The sequence below is a fragment of the Parvularcula sp. IMCC14364 genome, from assembly GCF_030758415.1.
GTDB lineage: Bacteria > Pseudomonadota > Alphaproteobacteria > Caulobacterales > Parvularculaceae > Aquisalinus.
In genome coordinates this window covers 1475802-1492265 of record NZ_CP132334.1, presented here as the reverse complement: position 1 = coordinate 1492265, position 16464 = coordinate 1475802, and the positions used below count along the sequence as shown (strand labels likewise).

The following is a 16464-nucleotide window of genomic DNA, read 5'->3' as shown; positions in this document are numbered from 1 at the left end:
GGAACCATCAACCCCTACTTGATATTGAAGCGCTCACCATTGTGCAGGGCGAAAACGTAGGCCTTAAATATCGGTGGCTTCCGATCCTACGTTGAAACAGTTTCCAAAACTGCTTTACCCATAATTAGACACCCGATAAAACATGATCAGATTTGCCATTTGGCGAAATGGGAACGATGCTGAAATTGAACAAACTACTTTACTGCGCGGCTATTTTATCGGTCGCCGGACTAATGTTCTGTATTGCTCCCGATGCTGCGGCCCATTCCGTTATCGAGGGCGATAAGGGTTACATTCAGGAAACATCCGGTGTTCACCTGACGGCATTTCTGTATCTCGGCGCAAAGCACATGATTACCGGATATGACCACATCCTTTTTCTGCTGGGGGTTATTTTTTTCCTTTACCGAATGAAGGAAGTTGCAACCTATGTCAGTCTGTTTGCCATTGGTCATTCCACCACAATGCTTGCCGGTGTTTATTTCGGTTTTGGAATTAACAGCTACATCATCGATGCCATCATTGGCCTTTCTGTTGTGTACAAAGCACTTGATAATATGGGTGCTTATCAACGGTGGTTTGGCTTTCAGCCCAATACCAAAGCAGCCACGTTAGTTTTTGGCTTATTCCACGGCATGGGTCTCGCAAGCAAAATTATCGACTACGAGATTTCTCCGGACGGGTTACTGCCAAATTTGCTCGCGTTTAATGTCGGCGTGGAAATAGGTCAGATCCTGGCGCTAAGTGCTATCTTAATCGTGATGGGATTTTGGCGCCGTACTGAGAGTTTTTTTCGTCACGCTTACACGGCCAACATGCTGCTTATGGCCGCGGGGTTCATCTTAATTGGCTACCAACTGACAGGGTATTTTGTCGCTTAGCCAAAATCGTAAAGGTCAGTCATGTACAACGCAAATACACCAGACAAAGACGAACTTCCCACGACACGGCAGTTACTGCGCTCGACGGCCATTGCTTTTGGCGTAGCTGCCATATTGCTGGTCACCGTTGTTTTACCGGCTGAATATGGCATTGATCCGACAAGGATCGGACGTGTCCTTGGTCTTGCGCAGATGGGTGAGATCAAGATGCAGTTGCATCAAGAAGCTGAAGCAGATGGCCTCAGTGTTGTTGAAGCAGCTACAGTTGCCCCTGAAACGGCGCTTGAACCCGTTGAGTCAAAATCCGTGGCCTCTGAGGAACCGGTCACAGCACCGATACCAACAGAATCGGCAGTCCCTGTCTGGCAGGATGAGCGTACACTAACGCTCGCCCCTGATGCCGCTGCCGAAATCAAGCTGGTGATGTCAAAAGGTGCTGTCGCAGAATATGAATGGGTCGTTGCCAATGGACACCTCAATTATGATCTTCATGGGGATGGAACAACCGGCGAATCGACAAGTTACAAACGGGGCCGTGCCGTAGAGGGTGGTGCAGGAAAATTAACTGCGGCATTTGATGGTTCTCATGGCTGGTTCTGGCGAAACCGCAGCGGCGAGGCAGTCACATTCACTCTTCGCGTGCGCGGCGCTTACGCTGAAGTGAGACGCGTTCTGTAAAGTAGCCAAAAGCGGAAACAGTATATCCGCCCAGCTGCTCAACCAGGCAACGCACGGAAAAGCCGATCAGGAACCGTCTTCATATTCTGCCATAAGCCAGCTATGCTGTCCTTGGTTTCAGAGGAAAGTCGCGTATGTCGATCCATCCGGCGATAGAAGTCAAGAACCTGACTTTTGCCTATCAGCGCAATCAGCCCCTGCTTGATATTGAGGCGCTCACCATCGCGCAGGGCGAAAAAGTGATGCTCGCCGGCCACAGCGGTTCTGGCAAGAGCACGCTGCTGGGCCTGATTACCGGCGTTGTGGAAGGGGCCGCTGGCACCCTTAATGTGCTGGGGCAGGATTTTGTCAGCCTCCGGGCAAGCAAGCGCGACATGATCCGCGCCGACCATATTGGCTATATCTTCCAGAGCTTCAATCTGGTGCCGTATCTCTCAGTTGTCGAAAATGTCACCCTGCCCTGCCGCCTGTCGAGTGTCCGTGCGGGCAATGTGCAAGGCAGCACCTCAGCCATCGCCAAGCGTCTGCTGCAAACCCTTGGCCTGGAAGACCCTGCGCTGCTGAAACGCTCTGTCACAGCGCTTAGTATCGGTCAGCAGCAGCGGGTGGCGACCGCGCGGGCGCTGATCGGGTCCCCCAAACTGGTCATTGCCGATGAGCCAACATCCTCCCTTGATGAGGATGCCAAGCGGGACTTCCTTACCCTCCTGCTGGAAGAAGCTGACCGGGCTGGCGCGGCTGTCCTGTTTGTCAGCCATGACCGGACCCTGACTGACAGCTTTGACCGGGCCATCATGCTGGAGCAAATCAACACGGCATACAGTGCCAGACAGCGGGAGACTGCCTGATGCGTTTCCCGCTCCTGTCTCTCAGCTATAAAAGCCTGCTCAACCGGCGTGTCAGTGTTTTTCTCACGGTCCTGTCGCTCGCCCTCAGCGTCACCCTGTTCGCCGGTGTTGAGAAAATCCGCGAAGGGGTGCGCACCGGGTTTGAAACCACAATTTCCGGCACGGACCTCATCATCGGGGCGCGTACCGGACAGATCAATCTTCTTCTGTACACGATCTTCCGGATTGGTGAAGGCACCCCTGGTATCAGCTGGGAAAGCTATCAGCTTGTGGCCAACCGGCCGGATGTGGCCTGGACGATCCCGCTGTCTCTTGGGGACTCCCATCAGGGCTATCGTGTGGTGGGTACGGACAACAACTATTTTGAACATTATAAATATGGCCAGCAGCGCAATCTCGCCTTCGCTGAAGGTGGCATCTTTGATGCCCCGACGGATGTGGTGATCGGCGCAACGGTTGCCGCTGATCTGGGCTATGCGCTGGGCGACAGGATTCGCATTGCCCATGGTCTCGTCTCGGCCGCTTTCGCCGAACATCAGGAAGCTGAATTCGAGATTACCGGCATTCTGCGCCCGACGGGAACCCCCGTTGATGCTTCGGTTCATGTCACGCTTGACGGGCTGGAACTGGTTCATGCGGATGAAAGCAGTCCTGCACCGACGAATACACCGCGCACAGAGCCGAGTACGCATGATGAGCACAGCGATGCGCATCATCATGAAGGAGCTGGCGCGCCCGACGACCATGCACATCATGATGACCATGAAAGTCATGACCATGACAGCCATGGTCATGAGGGTCACGCTGAAGACGGTGACCCAGCCCATAATGAAAGCGCTAACCATCCGGAAGGTCATGATCATGACCACGATCATGCACATGAGCCGGGACAGATCTCTGCCTTCCTCGTGGGCATGACATCCCGGCCGCTGGCTCTGCGCCTGCAGGGACAGGTCAACAATTATCAGGGCGAGGCGCTGATGGCGATCCTGCCTGGGGTCACCCTGCAACAACTATGGTCCATGTTTGGTGTCGCGGAAAAAGCGCTGTTCGCCATTTCCGCTTTCGTCATTGCCGTTGGTCTCATCGGGATGCTGATCCGCATTCTTGCCAGCCTGAATGAACGCCGCCGGGAAATGGCTATCCTGCGGGCGCTGGGCGCGCGTCCGGGGCATATTTTCAGCCTGCTTGTCTGCGAAACCATGCTGAGTGCCTTTGTTGGCGCGCTGCTGGGGCTGGGTATCCTGTATGGTGGTTTCTGGATGGCCGGCACTCTGTTTGCCGACAGCGCCAGCATCCCCGCCTTTGCTGCCATCATCAGCCAGAAACCCGGTCTTTTTGACCTGTTGCTGGTGGCGGGCGTCACCTTCCTTGCCGCGCTCATGTCGCTGTTCCCGGCCTGGAAAGCGTTCCGGGATTCGCTCAGCGACGGGCTGACAATCCGGGTTTGACCTCTGTCTGTTTGCTGTGGCTGACGTCATTGTCACTGGCCAACCCGGGCCGGGGATCGTATTTGAAGGATAAGTAACAAGGATACCTGACATGAGAGTTGCACTGTTTCTCATCCTGATGATTTTTGCGGTCAGCCCGTCCGCGATGGCCAAAGAGCCGCGGGAGATCGGCTGGGACGACTTGCTGCCGGCAGGCGAGGATGCGGGGCCTGGCAACAATGTCCAGCATGAGCAGTCCATTCCCCTGTTCGGCGACATGACGGGTGACCTTGGTGGCGGCGAAATGGGCGGCTTCCCGCCGGTGCAATACGGCACCTTCAACACCGTGGAAGAACTGGACGGTGAGTATGTCAAAATCCCGGGTTTTGCGCTCGCGCTGGAGTTTGCCAGCGAGGGGAACGTCAACGAATTCCTGCTGGTCCCCTATTTCGGCGCCTGCGTTCATGTGCCGCCCCCGCCGCCAAACCAGATCGTTTATGTGACCTCGGAAGAAAACGTGAAGCTGCGCGGTATCTGGGACCCCGTCTGGCTGATCGGCACGATGCGCGCAGAGCGCAACTACAACGATCTCGGCAACGCCGCCTACACACTGGAGCTGGAACGCATGGAGCCGTATGAATAGGGTGTGAGGGATAAAGGAGATCAGACATCTCACCAAAAATAGCCCAGATCACTCAAATCAAGCTACATATGGCTTTGAACATGAGACCGACGATCCCTGAAGGTCTACACAGGACTGGCACATGAAAATGTGGGGCATAACAACGGTGTCCGACTTCCAGATCAATAATGGCCGGTCTGGTAGATTAGAGTCGCTAGCGGTCATTCAAGGCACCAATTCTTTCTCATATAATAAACTATCAACTCTCATTTGATAAAATTGAAGAAAGCCTACCAATAGGAGCCGCTAACATGAACCTATACCATTGCATGATAGAACTGAAGAGTGCCGACCGCTCGCTAGCTTTTGCAGCAGCGACAGAAGCTTGGCTAGGGCACCTCGAAAACGAGCAACTTATTCTTGGTTGGCGGCTTTTCCGGCGAAAATTCGGCCTTGCTTCAGGGGAGCATACAGATTTCATTCTTGAAATCGAACTCGAAGGCATGGCGTCTTTGGAAAATACCTTTGCCGCATTGTCCGGGATCGGTGAAGAACACACCCGTCGCTATGAACAGATGCATTCAATGATTGAATCTGTTCAGACTGGTTTGTACAGACCCTATCCCGATCCGGAGCAACGTGAACGGATTGCTTTAGTCTAGTATCGAATTTGACATAGCCCCGCTGACGCTCGGCGCAAAATCTCCCGATGGCGCTATGATTACAATAATATCAGGTCTCATTCCGCCCACAACGGAAAACCACCGGCAATCGTGGGGCATGCGTTTGAGCTATTGGATGGTTCCACGCACACCGCGCTCGCCAACACTCAAAACATCAACTATGAAAGTAAAATACTCACCTTTTGACCATGGGCATCATGGGGAGCAGGTCACGCGCCAGCTGCAGGCGGGCTAGAAGGAGAAATGGCGCTCTTGTGGAATGCGGTTTAATGCTAATTAAGCTGGGAGGTTAAAATATGCACTCCCAGCTTAATTAATGGAGGGGGCTTCCTGAAAGGGTTCCCTTTAATTCTTCCTCGATCAAAGGAGCAAACCAAGCCTCAAGTTCTGAAAATGGTACGCCAGTGGACAGTCTATCTTCTTTCCATGGCGTTTGTTGTAGAGTTGCAAACGCAAATGCTTCACAAGTTCTGCGAGGATGCCTCATTAAATATCCCTCGTCGTATTTCTGGGAAACTGAACTATGAGTGCCGGATATGAAATCATCCCAATCCTTGCGCACTTCGTCTTCGGATCGCACGTCAATTAGGAACATCTCACCTAAAGTTTGTGTAGGGTTTTTTCTCCAGGCCTCCAGTAAAAGGCTTCGCGCTTCGACATCCGACATTGGCGCGCTATATCCAATTACTGTAACCAAATACGCGTCTCGAAGGTGGGTCGTGGCATTTTGCCATTCATGAGATATAAAGGGATCGTCTGTGTAGTTCTTTTCAAGAACTGGGTAAAGTAATTTACTTTTTGAAAACCCGTCATTATTTGTTGGGTGATCTGAGCAAAAACGAACTTGCTTTTTCTCCGTATTGACACAAACGTCAACGTTCCCATGAAGAAATGCCAGTTTTGGAAGAACCGGCCCCAAATGTCGCCATCTCTTAAATGCTTGTGGCAAAAGAGGGTCCCAGTTGAATGTGACAATAATATCCTTCGGGCGAAGGGAGAGAATCAAATAGTCATAAAGGGTTGCTTGTTCTGGCAATTCAAGCGTGGAAAAATATTCGTTTGTCCTTCTCTCGAGTATTTCTACGAAATCGATCATTCCCTTTGTTGCAGCAGAGCTGTAAATTGCCTCGAAATTTTCATTTACGTTGAAACCAGCATTTGACACCTCTTCCTTCAGGTCGAGCACATCAATATAGTCGGCCATCAAAGGGAGCTTCGACCCAGATTTGTCCCCGTTTAAACAACATGCCCGACTTGCTCCCGCTCCCAAAATAACAACATGAGGAGCGTGATTAATACGATTAACAATATCTAGTGGTGGAAGAGATTTTCCTGTCATCCTACAATTCCATTCGAGTTTCTCATGGAAATCAAGAATGGAATTAGCAGCCGAGGCTACGTTCTTACAATCGACACAAACGGACTTCTAATGGAGTCTACCATGTGCGGCCCCGGTGCGGCCCGGGGCCAGTTTTCATAAACGACAATTCGCATTACCCAAGGTGGTTCCGCTGAATTCATTGTTTTTGCTGGCCTTTCTGGTGCACCTGACAGGTGAGACTTCGAACCAATTATTCGAAGAATTAGCCCGGTGGAACAATCATTTAGCCAGCACCGACACGCTTTTGTCGGAGCTATCAGATGACTCTCAGCAATGAATTCAACCAAGTCAGTACAAAATCCAAAGACAAGCGCCCAACACCTGTTTCGGTGCGTTTGTTACCCGAGGAAAGATCAAGGCTGGAAACTGACGCCGGGGATTTAAGCCTCAGCGCCTACATCCGACTATGCCTCTTCGGGGAGAGCATCCCCAAAAAGCGCAGGAAGTCGCGTCAACCAGTCAAAGACCAGCAAGCACTGGGCAAAGTCCTGGGGCTCCTCGGAAGGTCCAACATTGCCAATAATCTCAACCAACTGGCGAAAGCCGCCAATACAGGCACCCTCACTATTGACGATGATACAAAGGAGTTGCTGGTGGAAGCCTGCTCCGATGTTCAAGCGATGAAAACAGCCATGATTGAGGCCATGGGGTTACAAGCATGATCCTGAACGGAAGCCAACGCGGCGGTGGGCAAAATCTAGCAACCCACCTCCTGAAACAAGAAAATGATCATATAGAGTTGTATGATCTTCGCGGTTTCATATCCGATGACCTTCATGGGGCATTCAAAGAGGCCCATGCACTGAGCCGGAATACGAAGTGCGATCAATATCTCTATTCGTTGTCGCTGAACCCGCCTCAACAAGAAGTCGTCTCGACGGACTTATTTAAACAAACCATTGACCGGGTTGAAAGCAAACTTGGCTTGAAGGGTCAGCCTCGCGCCATTGTCTTTCACGAAAAAGACGGGCGGCGGCACTGCCATGTGGTTTGGAGCAGAATTGATGCTGAAACCATGACAGCCCGGCAGCTTTCTTTCTCCAAGCTGAAGCTAAGAGAAATCTCTCGTGAGCTCTATCTCGAAAATGACTGGAAGATACCTCGTGGGCTGATGAACAGCCAAGAACGTGACCTCAAGAACTTTACACTTGCAGAATGGCAACAGGCAAAGCGCGCGATGAGAGACCCGCATGAAGTTACTTCTGCCATTCAGGAGTCGTGGTCAATTTCGGACTCAAGAACTTCATTTGCGAATGCCTTGAAAGAGCGTGGATACATCCTGGCACGTGGGGACAGACGCGGCTTTGTCGCTGTAGACTACCACGGCGAGGTTCATGCCATAACTCGGAAAATCGGTCTCAAAGCCAAGGATGTCAGGCAGAAACTGGGGTCGCCGGAACATCTGCTAGATACGCGTGAAGCCACGGCACAACTCACCGCTGAATTGGCACCGCAACTCAAGCGGATGATTGAACATCAACTAAGCCTGCGCAATTCACTCAAAGATAACCACAAGCAAGCTCGCAACAACTTAGTCAATCAGCAAAAACGTGAACGGGCAGCATTAGACAAACGCCAGACGGCACGCTCAACGCAAGAAGCAAAACTCAGGGCTCACCGCTTTCGTCATGGGGTGCTTGGATTATGGGATCGCGTTCGAGGGCGTCATGCACAGATCAAACGGCGAAACGAACAAGAGACCTGGGATAGCTTGGTCCGTGACCGACGAGAGAAAGATCAACTTATCTTCCAGCAACTGGAAACCCGGAAAGCACAAAAAGAAATGCATACCTTCGCTTTGAGCAAGCAGCGTAAAGACTTCAGGGAGATCAAACGCGATTATCAGGAAAATCAAATACAGAAGCGAACTGCTTCCAGAGACATAGAACAACACCTGTGCCGACAAGCACAGCAAAAACATGAACCCAAACTAGAAAGGTAGAACATGACCAGCGATAAAAATTCTACACAGAACATAAACGCACAACGCCTCAGCATATACATTGACCTACATTACTATCCACTCCGCACTTGTACCGATGAATTCAGGCAATCATTCTTCAGCCAGTTTGATCCGGAGCGATCAGACGAGTTCAATCGTCTTACTGCCTATTTCAACGTCGTGGGGGAAGAGAAAGTCAAGGTGCTGAGAGAAAATGGGTTGCAACTCTGATCTGGAAAATAAGCGTTTCAGTGAACGCCAGAACTAAATCAATTTATGGGTCACTTTTTTCGGAGTGGTCCACCCCAAATTAGAAAATTCTAGCCATAAATGGTCCAGATTTAAGGAAGCACGTCACTTAAGAGATGGCCTCACCTTTTAAATGAGGGACTAATTGGGGCTCAGGTCAGCAATTCTATACCAGCTCCAGTCGTTAAGATAAAACTTTACATCCGCGGCCTTGATTTGTAATCAGGTTCAGCCACAGACTCAATAAGTTGCTTTACCTCACTCTTAAGTTGCTCGGCGTCAATCTCCCAATCATCTCTGTCAGGATTTGGACTATATGCATCACAGGCCACAAAGATAGAGTCAACAACTCCACCTATATCGTTATAGCGATCAACAACTGGAATGCTATTTCGATTCTCAATATTCCTGAGCGTGATGAACGTTTCTGCAAAAACGTCTACATCAATATTCTTATCAAGAAATTCTTTTGCATAATAATAAAGAGTTCCACTCATCCCAAGCCTAATGTAAATTGCCATTCTTGATATAGTTATGCCATTGTTTTGTATTAGGCACAATATTAAAACCCGTAATGAATTCATTATTAGGTCCTAATACTACAGCATTGTTTGTAGCGTTATTAAAAAACACTTTATGAGCGGAGTTAACTCTGTAAACCCCCCACGGAATAGTCGTATCAGCATTCAAATGACTGACCAATGCGTCCTGGAACTTTGCTCCGTTAGCCGGGCTCCAGTTACCGAATACTCCAAAATCTTCAGCATGCTTAAACTTACTTTGTAATTTTTGCGTCGCGAATATTGCATTGCAAGGATCAGTATTATGTACTTTCGCATAATCTTCACCAACAAAAAAAGTATGAAAATCTGCCACCGTAAGATTGAAAGTCTTCTCATAACGATCCGTCTTCTCAATTTCCTGTAAGATCAGGACTTGTCCGGATCGAGTCTCCACCCCATCGCCAGTACTAAGCTCAGCAGTTATTGATCGGCCAGGCATGAAAAAACTCCTGTGCTTTCTGAGAAGCCACCGCAAATACAAGCCCGTTGTCATTATTGATGACATCTCGCGGCTTGCCCGTGATGTCGATGCACACCTGAAACTGCGGCTTGCCATCATGAAAGCTGGCGGGCGGCTGGAAAGCCCAAGTATCGAGTTCGGAGAAGATTCAGACTCCATACTGGTTGAACACTTGCTAGCATCAGTTTCACAACATCACCGCCAGAAAAATGCCGAACAGGTTCGCAACCGTGTTCGCGCCCGGATCATGAACGGATACTGGACGTATCCCGCCCCTCCGGGATACCGCTACAAGGCCACAAAGGGACAAGGCAAAATACTGGTCAGGGATGAACCACTCGCCAGCATTGTACAGGAAGCTCTTGAAGGGTTCGCCTCTGGTCGCTTTGGCACCCAATCGGAAGTTAAGCGCTTCTTGGAAAACTCCGGAGTCTACCCAAGAAACAGAGAAGGCATTGTCAGAGTGCAGCGTGTTTATGAAATGCTGACACGCATAATATATTCAGGATATATCGACCTGCCTGATAAAGGCATCACAATGGTTGAAGGGCGGCATCCGCCACTTATCGATTTTTCAACCTTCAAACGCATTCAGGATCGTCTGAACAGCAAAGCCAAGGTTTGTGCCCGTAAAAATGATGATGAAGCCTTCCCGCTTCGTGGGTTTGTCAAATGCGGTTCATGTGGTGGACCGCTTACAGGTGGTTTCTCAACCGGGCGCAGCAAGCGATACGCTTATTACTTCTGCTTTAGCCGATCTTGTACCGAATACCGAAAGTCTATCAAACGCAGTGACATGCACACTCGGTTTGAAGAGGTTATCAAGAGGCTGAAGCCATCTCGCACACTCCTGACCATTGCCAGTGAAATGTTCAATGACATCTGGAATTCACGTCAGAGCCAGAACAAGAAGCGCCTAGATACCATTCGAAAAGAGCACGCCAAGATTGACCATCAGGTCACTCAATTACTCGACCGGATCGTAGACGCAGAAAATGACAGCGTAATCTCCGCATACGAAAAACGCATCCAGACACTGGATGTGCGCAAGGTCGAATTGAAGGAACTCGCAGAAGAAATTGAGAAACCGAAAGCGGGATTTGAGCGGACATTTCGAACCGCCATGTCGTTTCTCTCAAACCCCTATAAACTCTGGGCTTCAGAGGAGCTCAACCACCGGAGAACCTTGCTCAAACTGGCGTTTTTGAACAATCCTGAATACGACCGTGATTCAGGGTTTCGAACCGCCGATTTTTCCATTCCTTTCAAGGTCTTAGAAGGAATTAACAACAACTCGTGTCATATGGTGCCCCCACACGGACTCGAACCGCGGACCTACTGATTACAAATCAGTTGCTCTACCAGCTGAGCTATAGGGGCGAGAGCGCGTCTTTTAGTCAATTTCGCGGGCGCGTCAACCGATTATTGAACATGACAGACGCGCCGGGCGTGGCCTATAGAAAAGCGGTAAAAATTACCGGGAATTGTCATGAAACTACACCATATCCTGCCTGTTTGCCTCCTCGCGCTTTCAGCGTGCAGCCAGGGCACAGCGCCACCGGAGGGGAAAACGGCGCCCGCCGGCCCCGCCTCCACAGACGAGAGACTGTCCACACCCGCCAGTGCTGAAAACGGCCAGAAGCTGTTTCTGGCCTGCGCCGTCTGCCATGATGTCAAAGAAGGGGTTGGGCACCGCGTAGGGCCTAATCTCTTTGGCATTTATGAGGCGCCAGCCGCGCGCTTTGATGATTTCGCCTATTCGCAAGCCTTGCTCAATTCCGACCTGACATGGGATGAGGCAACGCTTGATGCCTATCTTGAACGCCCAATCGCCGTCGTGCCACGCGGGCGCATGGCCTATGCCGGCGAGCCCAATGCCGCCAACCGGCGGGACGTGATCGCTTATCTGAAGACGCTGAAATAGGAAGCGCACCATGCCGGGACAGAATATCGGCCATATTTTATGGACAGACCTGACAGTGCCGGATGCTGACAATGTTCGGGCCTTTTACGAAGCCGTTATCGGATGGTCCTCACAGCCGGTCGAGATGGCGGGTCGCACAGATTTTTCCATGGTTGCGCCGGGCGATACGCCCGGCAAGCCAGCCGAGCACGCAAATGTCGTAGCGGGCATCTGCAACAAGGTCGGTGAACTTGCTGACTTTCCGTCGCAATGGCTTTTATATTTCGGTGTGGCAGATCTGGGTGAGAGCCTTGCCGCCTGTGACAGGCTGGGGGGCAAGCGGCTGACAAAAGTCATCACGATGGGTGCCAGCAACTTCTGCGTTATTGAAGACCCCGCAGGTGCCGTATGTGGATTGTTCGAGAGTAACCCGCAAGACGGTAACTGACTGGACGGGGCCTGGGCCGCTCCCTGCCCTTAGTGATTGTATCCCGGGTTCATTCTGTTCAGGCGACGGATCAGACCAGGCCAGACCAGATTATCGCCCAATCCTTCCGCAAAGCCAGCAGCCCCCTGTTGCAGAACGCGCGCGGACATATCGTCAGTCTCTTCAATCAATCCATCCGGACTGCCCACAGACTGCGCAAATATCTGGGCCTTGCAGGCCTGCTCCAGAAAATACATACGCAGGAAAGCGATGGCGCAATTTGGCCCTGTCGTCAGGGTGCCGTGATTGCGCAGGATGATGAAGTTCTTGTCGCCAAGGTCACGTACCAAACGCTCACGCTCGTCCAGATCCAGGGCGATGCCTTCATAATCATGATACGCCACATCATCATGCACGACCATGGCAAACTGCGTATATTTGCGCAGGCCTTCCTTCTGCACGGACACAGCAACCCCGTATGGGGTGTGCACATGCATGACGCAGCGGGCATCATGTCTGTGCATGTGAACGGCGCTGTGAATGGTAAATCCTGCCGGGTTCACAAAGTAGGACGTGTCCTGCTTGATGTTACCGTCCATATCAATCTTGATGAGGCTCGAGGCCGTCATTTCATCAAACATGACACCATAGGGGTTAATCAGGAAACGCGGTGAACCGTCTTCATCCGGCAGGCGCACTGAAATGTGTGTAAAGACCAGATCCGTCCAGCCATAAAGCGCGGTCAAGCGATACAGGGCCGCCAGATCAAGGCGCAGTCGCCATTCCGCATCACTGACCTTACCCTCCAGGCGCTCGATCTTAGTCGGATCAGGGATATCGAAGCCTGCAACCACACCGGCGAGAGCGGCCTGATCAACCTTGCTGGAATCCTGTACGTTCATCTGGGGTCTCCTTCAATTCGTTGCTGGCACCTTACAGCCGCCTGTGCGGCGAAACCAGTCCTCACTGCAGATACTGCACAGCAACATAATCCTGCTGGACCGCTCACCCCCACGGCTGGTAAAGGAGCCCAAGGAAGAGAGAAATCAATGAAGATAGCGTTTTCGGCCAGCCAGAAGCCTGATGCCCAGACTGCCATGGACGCCCTGGTTGCAAAATATGGCAATACCGCGCCACAGGACGCTGATGTCCTGGCGCCCATCGGTGGTGATGGCTTTATGCTTGAGACACTGAAAACGCATATGGACCTTTGCAAACCTGTCTACGGCATCAACCGGGGCACGATCGGCTTCCTCATGAATGGTTTGGAACCGGACAACCTGCTGGAGCGGATCAATGCTGCCGAGCGCGCTATCATCCATCCGCTGGAGATGCGTTCCACCTCGACGAGTGGCAAGCAGGACACAGCCATGGCGATCAATGAAGTGTCGCTCCTGCGTGAGATTCATCAGACGGCGCATCTGTCGATCTATGTGAATGACAAACTGCGCATGGAAGAACTGATCTGCGACGGGATCATGCTCGCAACACCCGCCGGGTCAACAGCCTATAATCTCTCGGCGCATGGGCCAATTCTGCCCGTCGGATCGCAATTACTTGCCCTGACTCCCATCAGCGCCTTTCGCCCGCGACGCTGGCGCGGGGCGCTTTTGCCCCATGACGCAACTGTGAAGATTGAGGCACACCAGCCAGAATTTCGCCCCGTTTCTGCTGTAGCTGACAATTATGAAGTTCGGCGTATCCGGATGGTGGAAATTTATGAACGTCAGGACAAGGAAATGACACTTCTTTATGACCCTGAACATTCCCTGGAGGAGCGTATCATCCGCGAACAGTTTGCTTATTAGTAAGTAAGCAGTTGAGCGAAGGCATGGTATGGCAACCAGAAAGGGTATGGGCATGGTGCTCCTTCTCCATAGATTGAATGGCTTGCAGCCGTCGAAATTAACTGACGGCTGGCTGGAACTCGCCCGTCTGTTCAGGCGTAAGGTCAGCATGAGGTCTTCTTTCAAATTTGGCCGGAAATCAGTCATTGCGATCGGTGCCTGCCTGGCGCTTGTTGCTGCCCCTTTTGCGGTTGGCCTGCCATACATCAATGCCTTGCTAAGCGCCCCCCTGCCCGAGCGTGCACCTGTCAATAATCTGCAAAGTGTTATTTTCTATGATACGCATGGAGACGAAATAGGTATTCGCGGTCCACACAGGCGGGCGGTATCCCTGACGGCCCTGCCCGACCACACAATCGCAGCCTTCATCGCCATTGAGGACAGACGGTTTTTTGACCATCAGGGCGTTGATACATATGGCATCCTGCGGGCACTGAAATCTAATTACGAGGCAGGGTATATTGTCGAGGGCGGCAGCACGATCACCCAGCAGCTCGTCAAGAATATATATCTTAGTGCAGAACAGACAGTTTCACGCAAGATGCAGGAAGCTGTCATCGCATTGCAACTTGAGCGCCGCTGGAGCAAGGAACGCATTCTCGAAGAGTATTTGTACACAGTCTATTTTGGCAATAATGCGTATGGCATTGAGGCTGCTGCAGAAAGTTATTTTGGTAAAGAGGCTGCGGAACTGACTGTCGCAGAAAGCGCCCTACTCGCTGGTTGCATCAAGGCGCCCGGGCGCAACGCACCACATATAGCTCTCGATGCAGCACGCGCCAGAGGGCACCTCGTGCTTGAGGCGATGATTGAAACAGGTACCTTGTCGCTGCTCGACGGGCAGGTTGCGCATTATGAACTGGAGTTACTTGATGTACTGGAGCCGAAGCCAGAACCGCGTGGCCACTTTCTGGATCACGCTGTTGCGACACTGAGCGATTTCAGTACCCGTGATATCCTTCATGTAGAAACAACGCTCGATCCTGCCTATCAGGATATTGCGCAATCCGTTTTGCAGTACACACTTGATGACAAGACACGTCAGTCTTCTGCAGTATCAGAGGCAGCACTGGTTGCCATGCGACCCAATGGAGAGATCGTGGCCATGGTCGGCGGTCTGGATTATACAGCCAGCCAGTTCAACCGCGCAACGCAGGCCAATCGTCAGCCCGGCTCATTATTCAAGGTGTTTGTCTATGACGCTGCGCTGCGCCAGGGGTGGAAACTGGATGATATTGTCGCGGACATTCCGTTCAGTCTCGAGATCCCCGGAAAATCTGAGCTTTATCAGCCAACAAATTACAATAACGCGCAGCGTGGCCTTCTGACCACCCGGCAGGCTTTTGCTTTTTCAAGCAACGCCGCAGCACTGCGCGTTCAGGAGTGGGTGGGCCGAGACCGGGTCATCAAGGCAGCACAACGTGCCGGCGTTAAGGCTAACCTTGAAGCCTATCCCAGCCTTGCACTTGGTGTGACGGAGACGACGCTGCTGAATATGGTCGCCGCTTATGCGTCTATCGCCAAGGGGCACATGGTTGAGCCTTATCTCCATACGCGGGACAAACCCCGGCCGGCGCTTATACGGGAAGCACCGTCGTCAGATCTCCTGCACCTGATGTATGGCAACGTGCAGGCTGGTACTGGACATGCCGCGCGTATTAATGCGGCATCGTTTGGCAAAACCGGCACAACCCAGGACCATCGCGACGCCTGGTATATCGGCTTTACAGACGAACTCATTGTCGGTGTATGGCTGGGTAATGATGATTACAGCCCCATGAACAAAGTCACCGGTGGTTCTTTGCCCGCGGTCATCTGGAAGAACTTCATGACCCAAGCCGGCCCTGTTCTGGCAGCGGAACAGAATACGTTACGGTTTCAAAAAAGACCGCTACTGGATATCGCCAACGAAGAACAAGATAAGCAGCAACCCTTTTCAAACTGGCGCGAAGAAAAACGGAAACTGATTGGACCCGCCCGCATTTCAGAATATGGCTATTTAAGCGTTGCAGATCAGGAACTTTATCTCGAATATATACAACCAGTTTCTCCTTATGGGTCATATTATCAGGTACATCAGGAGATGACAGACGGCTTCGCAAATGTAGAAGTCGTGTGTGAACTGACAGATGGATATGCAACCTGTCGGGCTGGAGAAAATGATCTCGCAGAAATGATACTGGAAAAGGGCTGGGCACGCACTCTTTACGGTGCGCCCTCCGGGTATATTGCCTCTGAAAACCGCGCGCGTGAAAATACGCTCGGGATATGGTCGGATGATTATTATGCACGCTACGCTGGTTATGAGCGCTACGACATGCGCGGCCTCAGTTGGCGTCAGCAACAGCGCCTTGAAGAACAGCGCCAGGCCGAGGAAGAGCGTTTTCGGCGTGAGCGCGAGCGTGACGGTGGCTATACTTATGGCACCGTCACAGGCAGGACAATCACTGGTGCAACAAGTCAACGGCGACCTCTAAGGCCAGAAAATCCGCCTGTAAGATCTGGTCAGGTCGTTGGCCGCCTGGGAACCGTTTCCAGTTACTAAAGTGC

General features: G+C 51.6%; 18 protein-coding genes, 1 tRNA gene and 1 pseudogene. 15 read left to right on the top strand and 5 right to left on the bottom strand.

Annotated features, from left to right (window positions below):
* The first annotated feature begins 233 nt into the window (after positions 1-233).
* The 7 genes and pseudogenes from RAL90_RS07195 to RAL90_RS16320 form a co-directional block, all read left to right on the top strand.
* Positions 234-881: a HupE/UreJ family protein gene (locus tag RAL90_RS07195; RefSeq protein WP_372340446.1), complete on the top strand. Its 648-nt coding sequence runs from the start codon at positions 234-236 to the stop codon at positions 879-881.
* 21 nt (positions 882-902) lie between these two features.
* Entirely contained in the window at positions 903-1559 is a 657-nt protein-coding gene (locus RAL90_RS07190; RefSeq protein ID WP_306253835.1) for a transmembrane anchor protein, read from the top strand.
* 134 nt (positions 1560-1693) lie between these two features.
* Positions 1694-2407, top strand: a complete 714-nt coding sequence (locus RAL90_RS07185) for an ABC transporter ATP-binding protein (protein WP_306253834.1) — start codon at positions 1694-1696, stop codon at positions 2405-2407.
* Positions 2407-3858 (top strand): FtsX-like permease family protein, encoded by a 1452-nt coding sequence (locus RAL90_RS07180; RefSeq protein WP_306253833.1) that lies wholly within the window; start codon positions 2407-2409, stop codon positions 3856-3858. The genes RAL90_RS07185 and RAL90_RS07180 overlap by 1 nt, the downstream gene beginning before the upstream one ends.
* A gap of 91 nt (positions 3859-3949) precedes the next feature.
* Positions 3950-4480, top strand: a complete 531-nt coding sequence (locus RAL90_RS07175) for a DUF3299 domain-containing protein (protein WP_306253832.1) — start codon at positions 3950-3952, stop codon at positions 4478-4480.
* Positions 4481-4770: 290 nt separating this feature from the next.
* Positions 4771-5121, top strand: coding sequence for a DUF6614 family protein (locus tag RAL90_RS07170; protein ID WP_306253831.1), 351 nt, complete (start codon positions 4771-4773; stop codon positions 5119-5121).
* Between the two features lie 27 nt (positions 5122-5148).
* A pseudogene (locus tag RAL90_RS16320) lies at positions 5149-5328 on the top strand (IS3 family transposase); the annotation flags it as partial.
* A 127-nt stretch (positions 5329-5455) separates the two neighbouring features.
* On the opposite strand, the gene RAL90_RS07165 reads toward RAL90_RS16320, so the two are convergent.
* A complete protein-coding gene (locus tag RAL90_RS07165; protein ID WP_306253830.1) occupies positions 5456-6481 on the bottom strand; it encodes a hypothetical protein in 1026 nt (341 codons plus the stop codon).
* Positions 6482-6783: 302 nt separating this feature from the next.
* Here RAL90_RS07165 and mobC point away from each other — a divergent pair, with 302 nt between their 5' ends.
* From mobC to RAL90_RS07150, 3 genes are read left to right on the top strand one after another with little or no spacing between them, the layout of a single operon-like run.
* Positions 6784-7185 carry a plasmid mobilization relaxosome protein MobC gene (gene mobC / locus RAL90_RS07160; RefSeq protein WP_306253829.1) on the top strand — a complete coding sequence of 134 codons (402 nt, stop codon included), beginning with the start codon at positions 6784-6786 and terminating at the stop codon, positions 7183-7185.
* Positions 7182-8465 (top strand): relaxase/mobilization nuclease domain-containing protein, encoded by a 1284-nt coding sequence (locus RAL90_RS07155; RefSeq protein WP_306253828.1) that lies wholly within the window; start codon positions 7182-7184, stop codon positions 8463-8465. Before mobC ends, RAL90_RS07155 begins: the two co-directional genes overlap by 4 nt.
* A gap of 3 nt (positions 8466-8468) precedes the next feature.
* Positions 8469-8696, top strand: a complete 228-nt coding sequence (locus RAL90_RS07150) for a hypothetical protein (protein ID WP_306253827.1) — start codon at positions 8469-8471, stop codon at positions 8694-8696.
* 215 nt (positions 8697-8911) lie between these two features.
* Here RAL90_RS07150 and RAL90_RS07145 read toward each other — a convergent pair whose 3' ends face one another.
* A complete protein-coding gene (locus RAL90_RS07145) occupies positions 8912-9211 on the bottom strand; it encodes a colicin immunity domain-containing protein (protein ID WP_306253826.1) in 300 nt (99 codons plus the stop codon).
* Positions 9212-9218: 7 nt separating this feature from the next.
* Entirely contained in the window at positions 9219-9716 is a 498-nt protein-coding gene (locus RAL90_RS07140; protein ID WP_306253825.1) for a colicin D domain-containing protein, read from the bottom strand.
* Here RAL90_RS07140 and RAL90_RS16315 point away from each other — a divergent pair.
* Positions 9715-11079 (top strand): recombinase zinc beta ribbon domain-containing protein, encoded by a 1365-nt coding sequence (locus RAL90_RS16315; protein ID WP_372340445.1) that lies wholly within the window; start codon positions 9715-9717, stop codon positions 11077-11079. The genes RAL90_RS07140 and RAL90_RS16315 overlap by 2 nt on opposite strands.
* On the opposite strand, the gene RAL90_RS07135 is transcribed toward RAL90_RS16315, so the two are convergent.
* Positions 11042-11117, bottom strand: a tRNA-Thr gene (locus RAL90_RS07135). The genes RAL90_RS16315 and RAL90_RS07135 overlap by 38 nt on opposite strands.
* A gap of 109 nt (positions 11118-11226) precedes the next feature.
* Here RAL90_RS07135 and RAL90_RS07130 point away from each other — a divergent pair.
* Positions 11227-11661 carry a cytochrome c family protein gene (locus RAL90_RS07130; RefSeq protein WP_306253824.1) on the top strand — a complete coding sequence of 145 codons (435 nt, stop codon included), beginning with the start codon at positions 11227-11229 and terminating at the stop codon, positions 11659-11661.
* 10 nt (positions 11662-11671) lie between these two features.
* Positions 11672-12088: a VOC family protein gene (locus RAL90_RS07125; RefSeq protein WP_306253823.1), complete on the top strand. Its 417-nt coding sequence runs from the start codon at positions 11672-11674 to the stop codon at positions 12086-12088.
* Positions 12089-12117: 29 nt separating this feature from the next.
* Here the strand turns inward: RAL90_RS07125 and RAL90_RS07120 are convergent, their stop codons facing one another.
* Positions 12118-12969, bottom strand: coding sequence for a class II aldolase/adducin family protein (locus RAL90_RS07120; RefSeq protein ID WP_306253822.1), 852 nt, complete (start codon positions 12967-12969; stop codon positions 12118-12120).
* A 147-nt stretch (positions 12970-13116) separates the two neighbouring features.
* On the opposite strand from RAL90_RS07120, the gene RAL90_RS07115 reads away from it, so the two are divergent.
* A complete protein-coding gene (locus RAL90_RS07115; protein WP_306253821.1) occupies positions 13117-13875 on the top strand; it encodes an NAD kinase in 759 nt (252 codons plus the stop codon).
* 28 nt (positions 13876-13903) lie between these two features.
* Positions 13904-16459, top strand: coding sequence for a transglycosylase domain-containing protein (locus RAL90_RS07110; protein ID WP_306253820.1), 2556 nt, complete (start codon positions 13904-13906; stop codon positions 16457-16459).
* Positions 16460-16464: the final 5 nt, after the last annotated feature.

Coding starts and splice junctions, on each gene's coding strand:
- RAL90_RS07195 (WP_372340446.1), top strand. CDS start 234: ATGTTCTGTATTGCTCCCGATGCTGCGGCCCATTCCGTTATCGAGGGC.
- RAL90_RS07190 (WP_306253835.1), top strand. CDS start 903: ATGTACAACGCAAATACACCAGACAAAGACGAACTTCCCACGACACGG.
- RAL90_RS07185 (WP_306253834.1), top strand. CDS start 1,694: ATGTCGATCCATCCGGCGATAGAAGTCAAGAACCTGACTTTTGCCTAT.
- RAL90_RS07180 (WP_306253833.1), top strand. CDS start 2,407: ATGCGTTTCCCGCTCCTGTCTCTCAGCTATAAAAGCCTGCTCAACCGG.
- RAL90_RS07175 (WP_306253832.1), top strand. CDS start 3,950: ATGAGAGTTGCACTGTTTCTCATCCTGATGATTTTTGCGGTCAGCCCG.
- RAL90_RS07170 (WP_306253831.1), top strand. CDS start 4,771: ATGAACCTATACCATTGCATGATAGAACTGAAGAGTGCCGACCGCTCG.
- RAL90_RS07165 (WP_306253830.1), bottom strand. CDS start 6,481: ATGACAGGAAAATCTCTTCCACCACTAGATATTGTTAATCGTATTAAT.
- mobC (WP_306253829.1), top strand. CDS start 6,784: ATGACTCTCAGCAATGAATTCAACCAAGTCAGTACAAAATCCAAAGAC.
- RAL90_RS07155 (WP_306253828.1), top strand. CDS start 7,182: ATGATCCTGAACGGAAGCCAACGCGGCGGTGGGCAAAATCTAGCAACC.
- RAL90_RS07150 (WP_306253827.1), top strand. CDS start 8,469: ATGACCAGCGATAAAAATTCTACACAGAACATAAACGCACAACGCCTC.
- RAL90_RS07145 (WP_306253826.1), bottom strand. CDS start 9,211: ATGAGTGGAACTCTTTATTATTATGCAAAAGAATTTCTTGATAAGAAT.
- RAL90_RS16315 (WP_372340445.1), top strand. CDS start 9,715: ATGAAAAAACTCCTGTGCTTTCTGAGAAGCCACCGCAAATACAAGCCC.
- RAL90_RS07140 (WP_306253825.1), bottom strand. CDS start 9,716: ATGCCTGGCCGATCAATAACTGCTGAGCTTAGTACTGGCGATGGGGTG.
- RAL90_RS07130 (WP_306253824.1), top strand. CDS start 11,227: ATGAAACTACACCATATCCTGCCTGTTTGCCTCCTCGCGCTTTCAGCG.
- RAL90_RS07125 (WP_306253823.1), top strand. CDS start 11,672: ATGCCGGGACAGAATATCGGCCATATTTTATGGACAGACCTGACAGTG.
- RAL90_RS07120 (WP_306253822.1), bottom strand. CDS start 12,969: ATGAACGTACAGGATTCCAGCAAGGTTGATCAGGCCGCTCTCGCCGGT.
- RAL90_RS07115 (WP_306253821.1), top strand. CDS start 13,117: ATGAAGATAGCGTTTTCGGCCAGCCAGAAGCCTGATGCCCAGACTGCC.
- RAL90_RS07110 (WP_306253820.1), top strand. CDS start 13,904: ATGGCAACCAGAAAGGGTATGGGCATGGTGCTCCTTCTCCATAGATTG.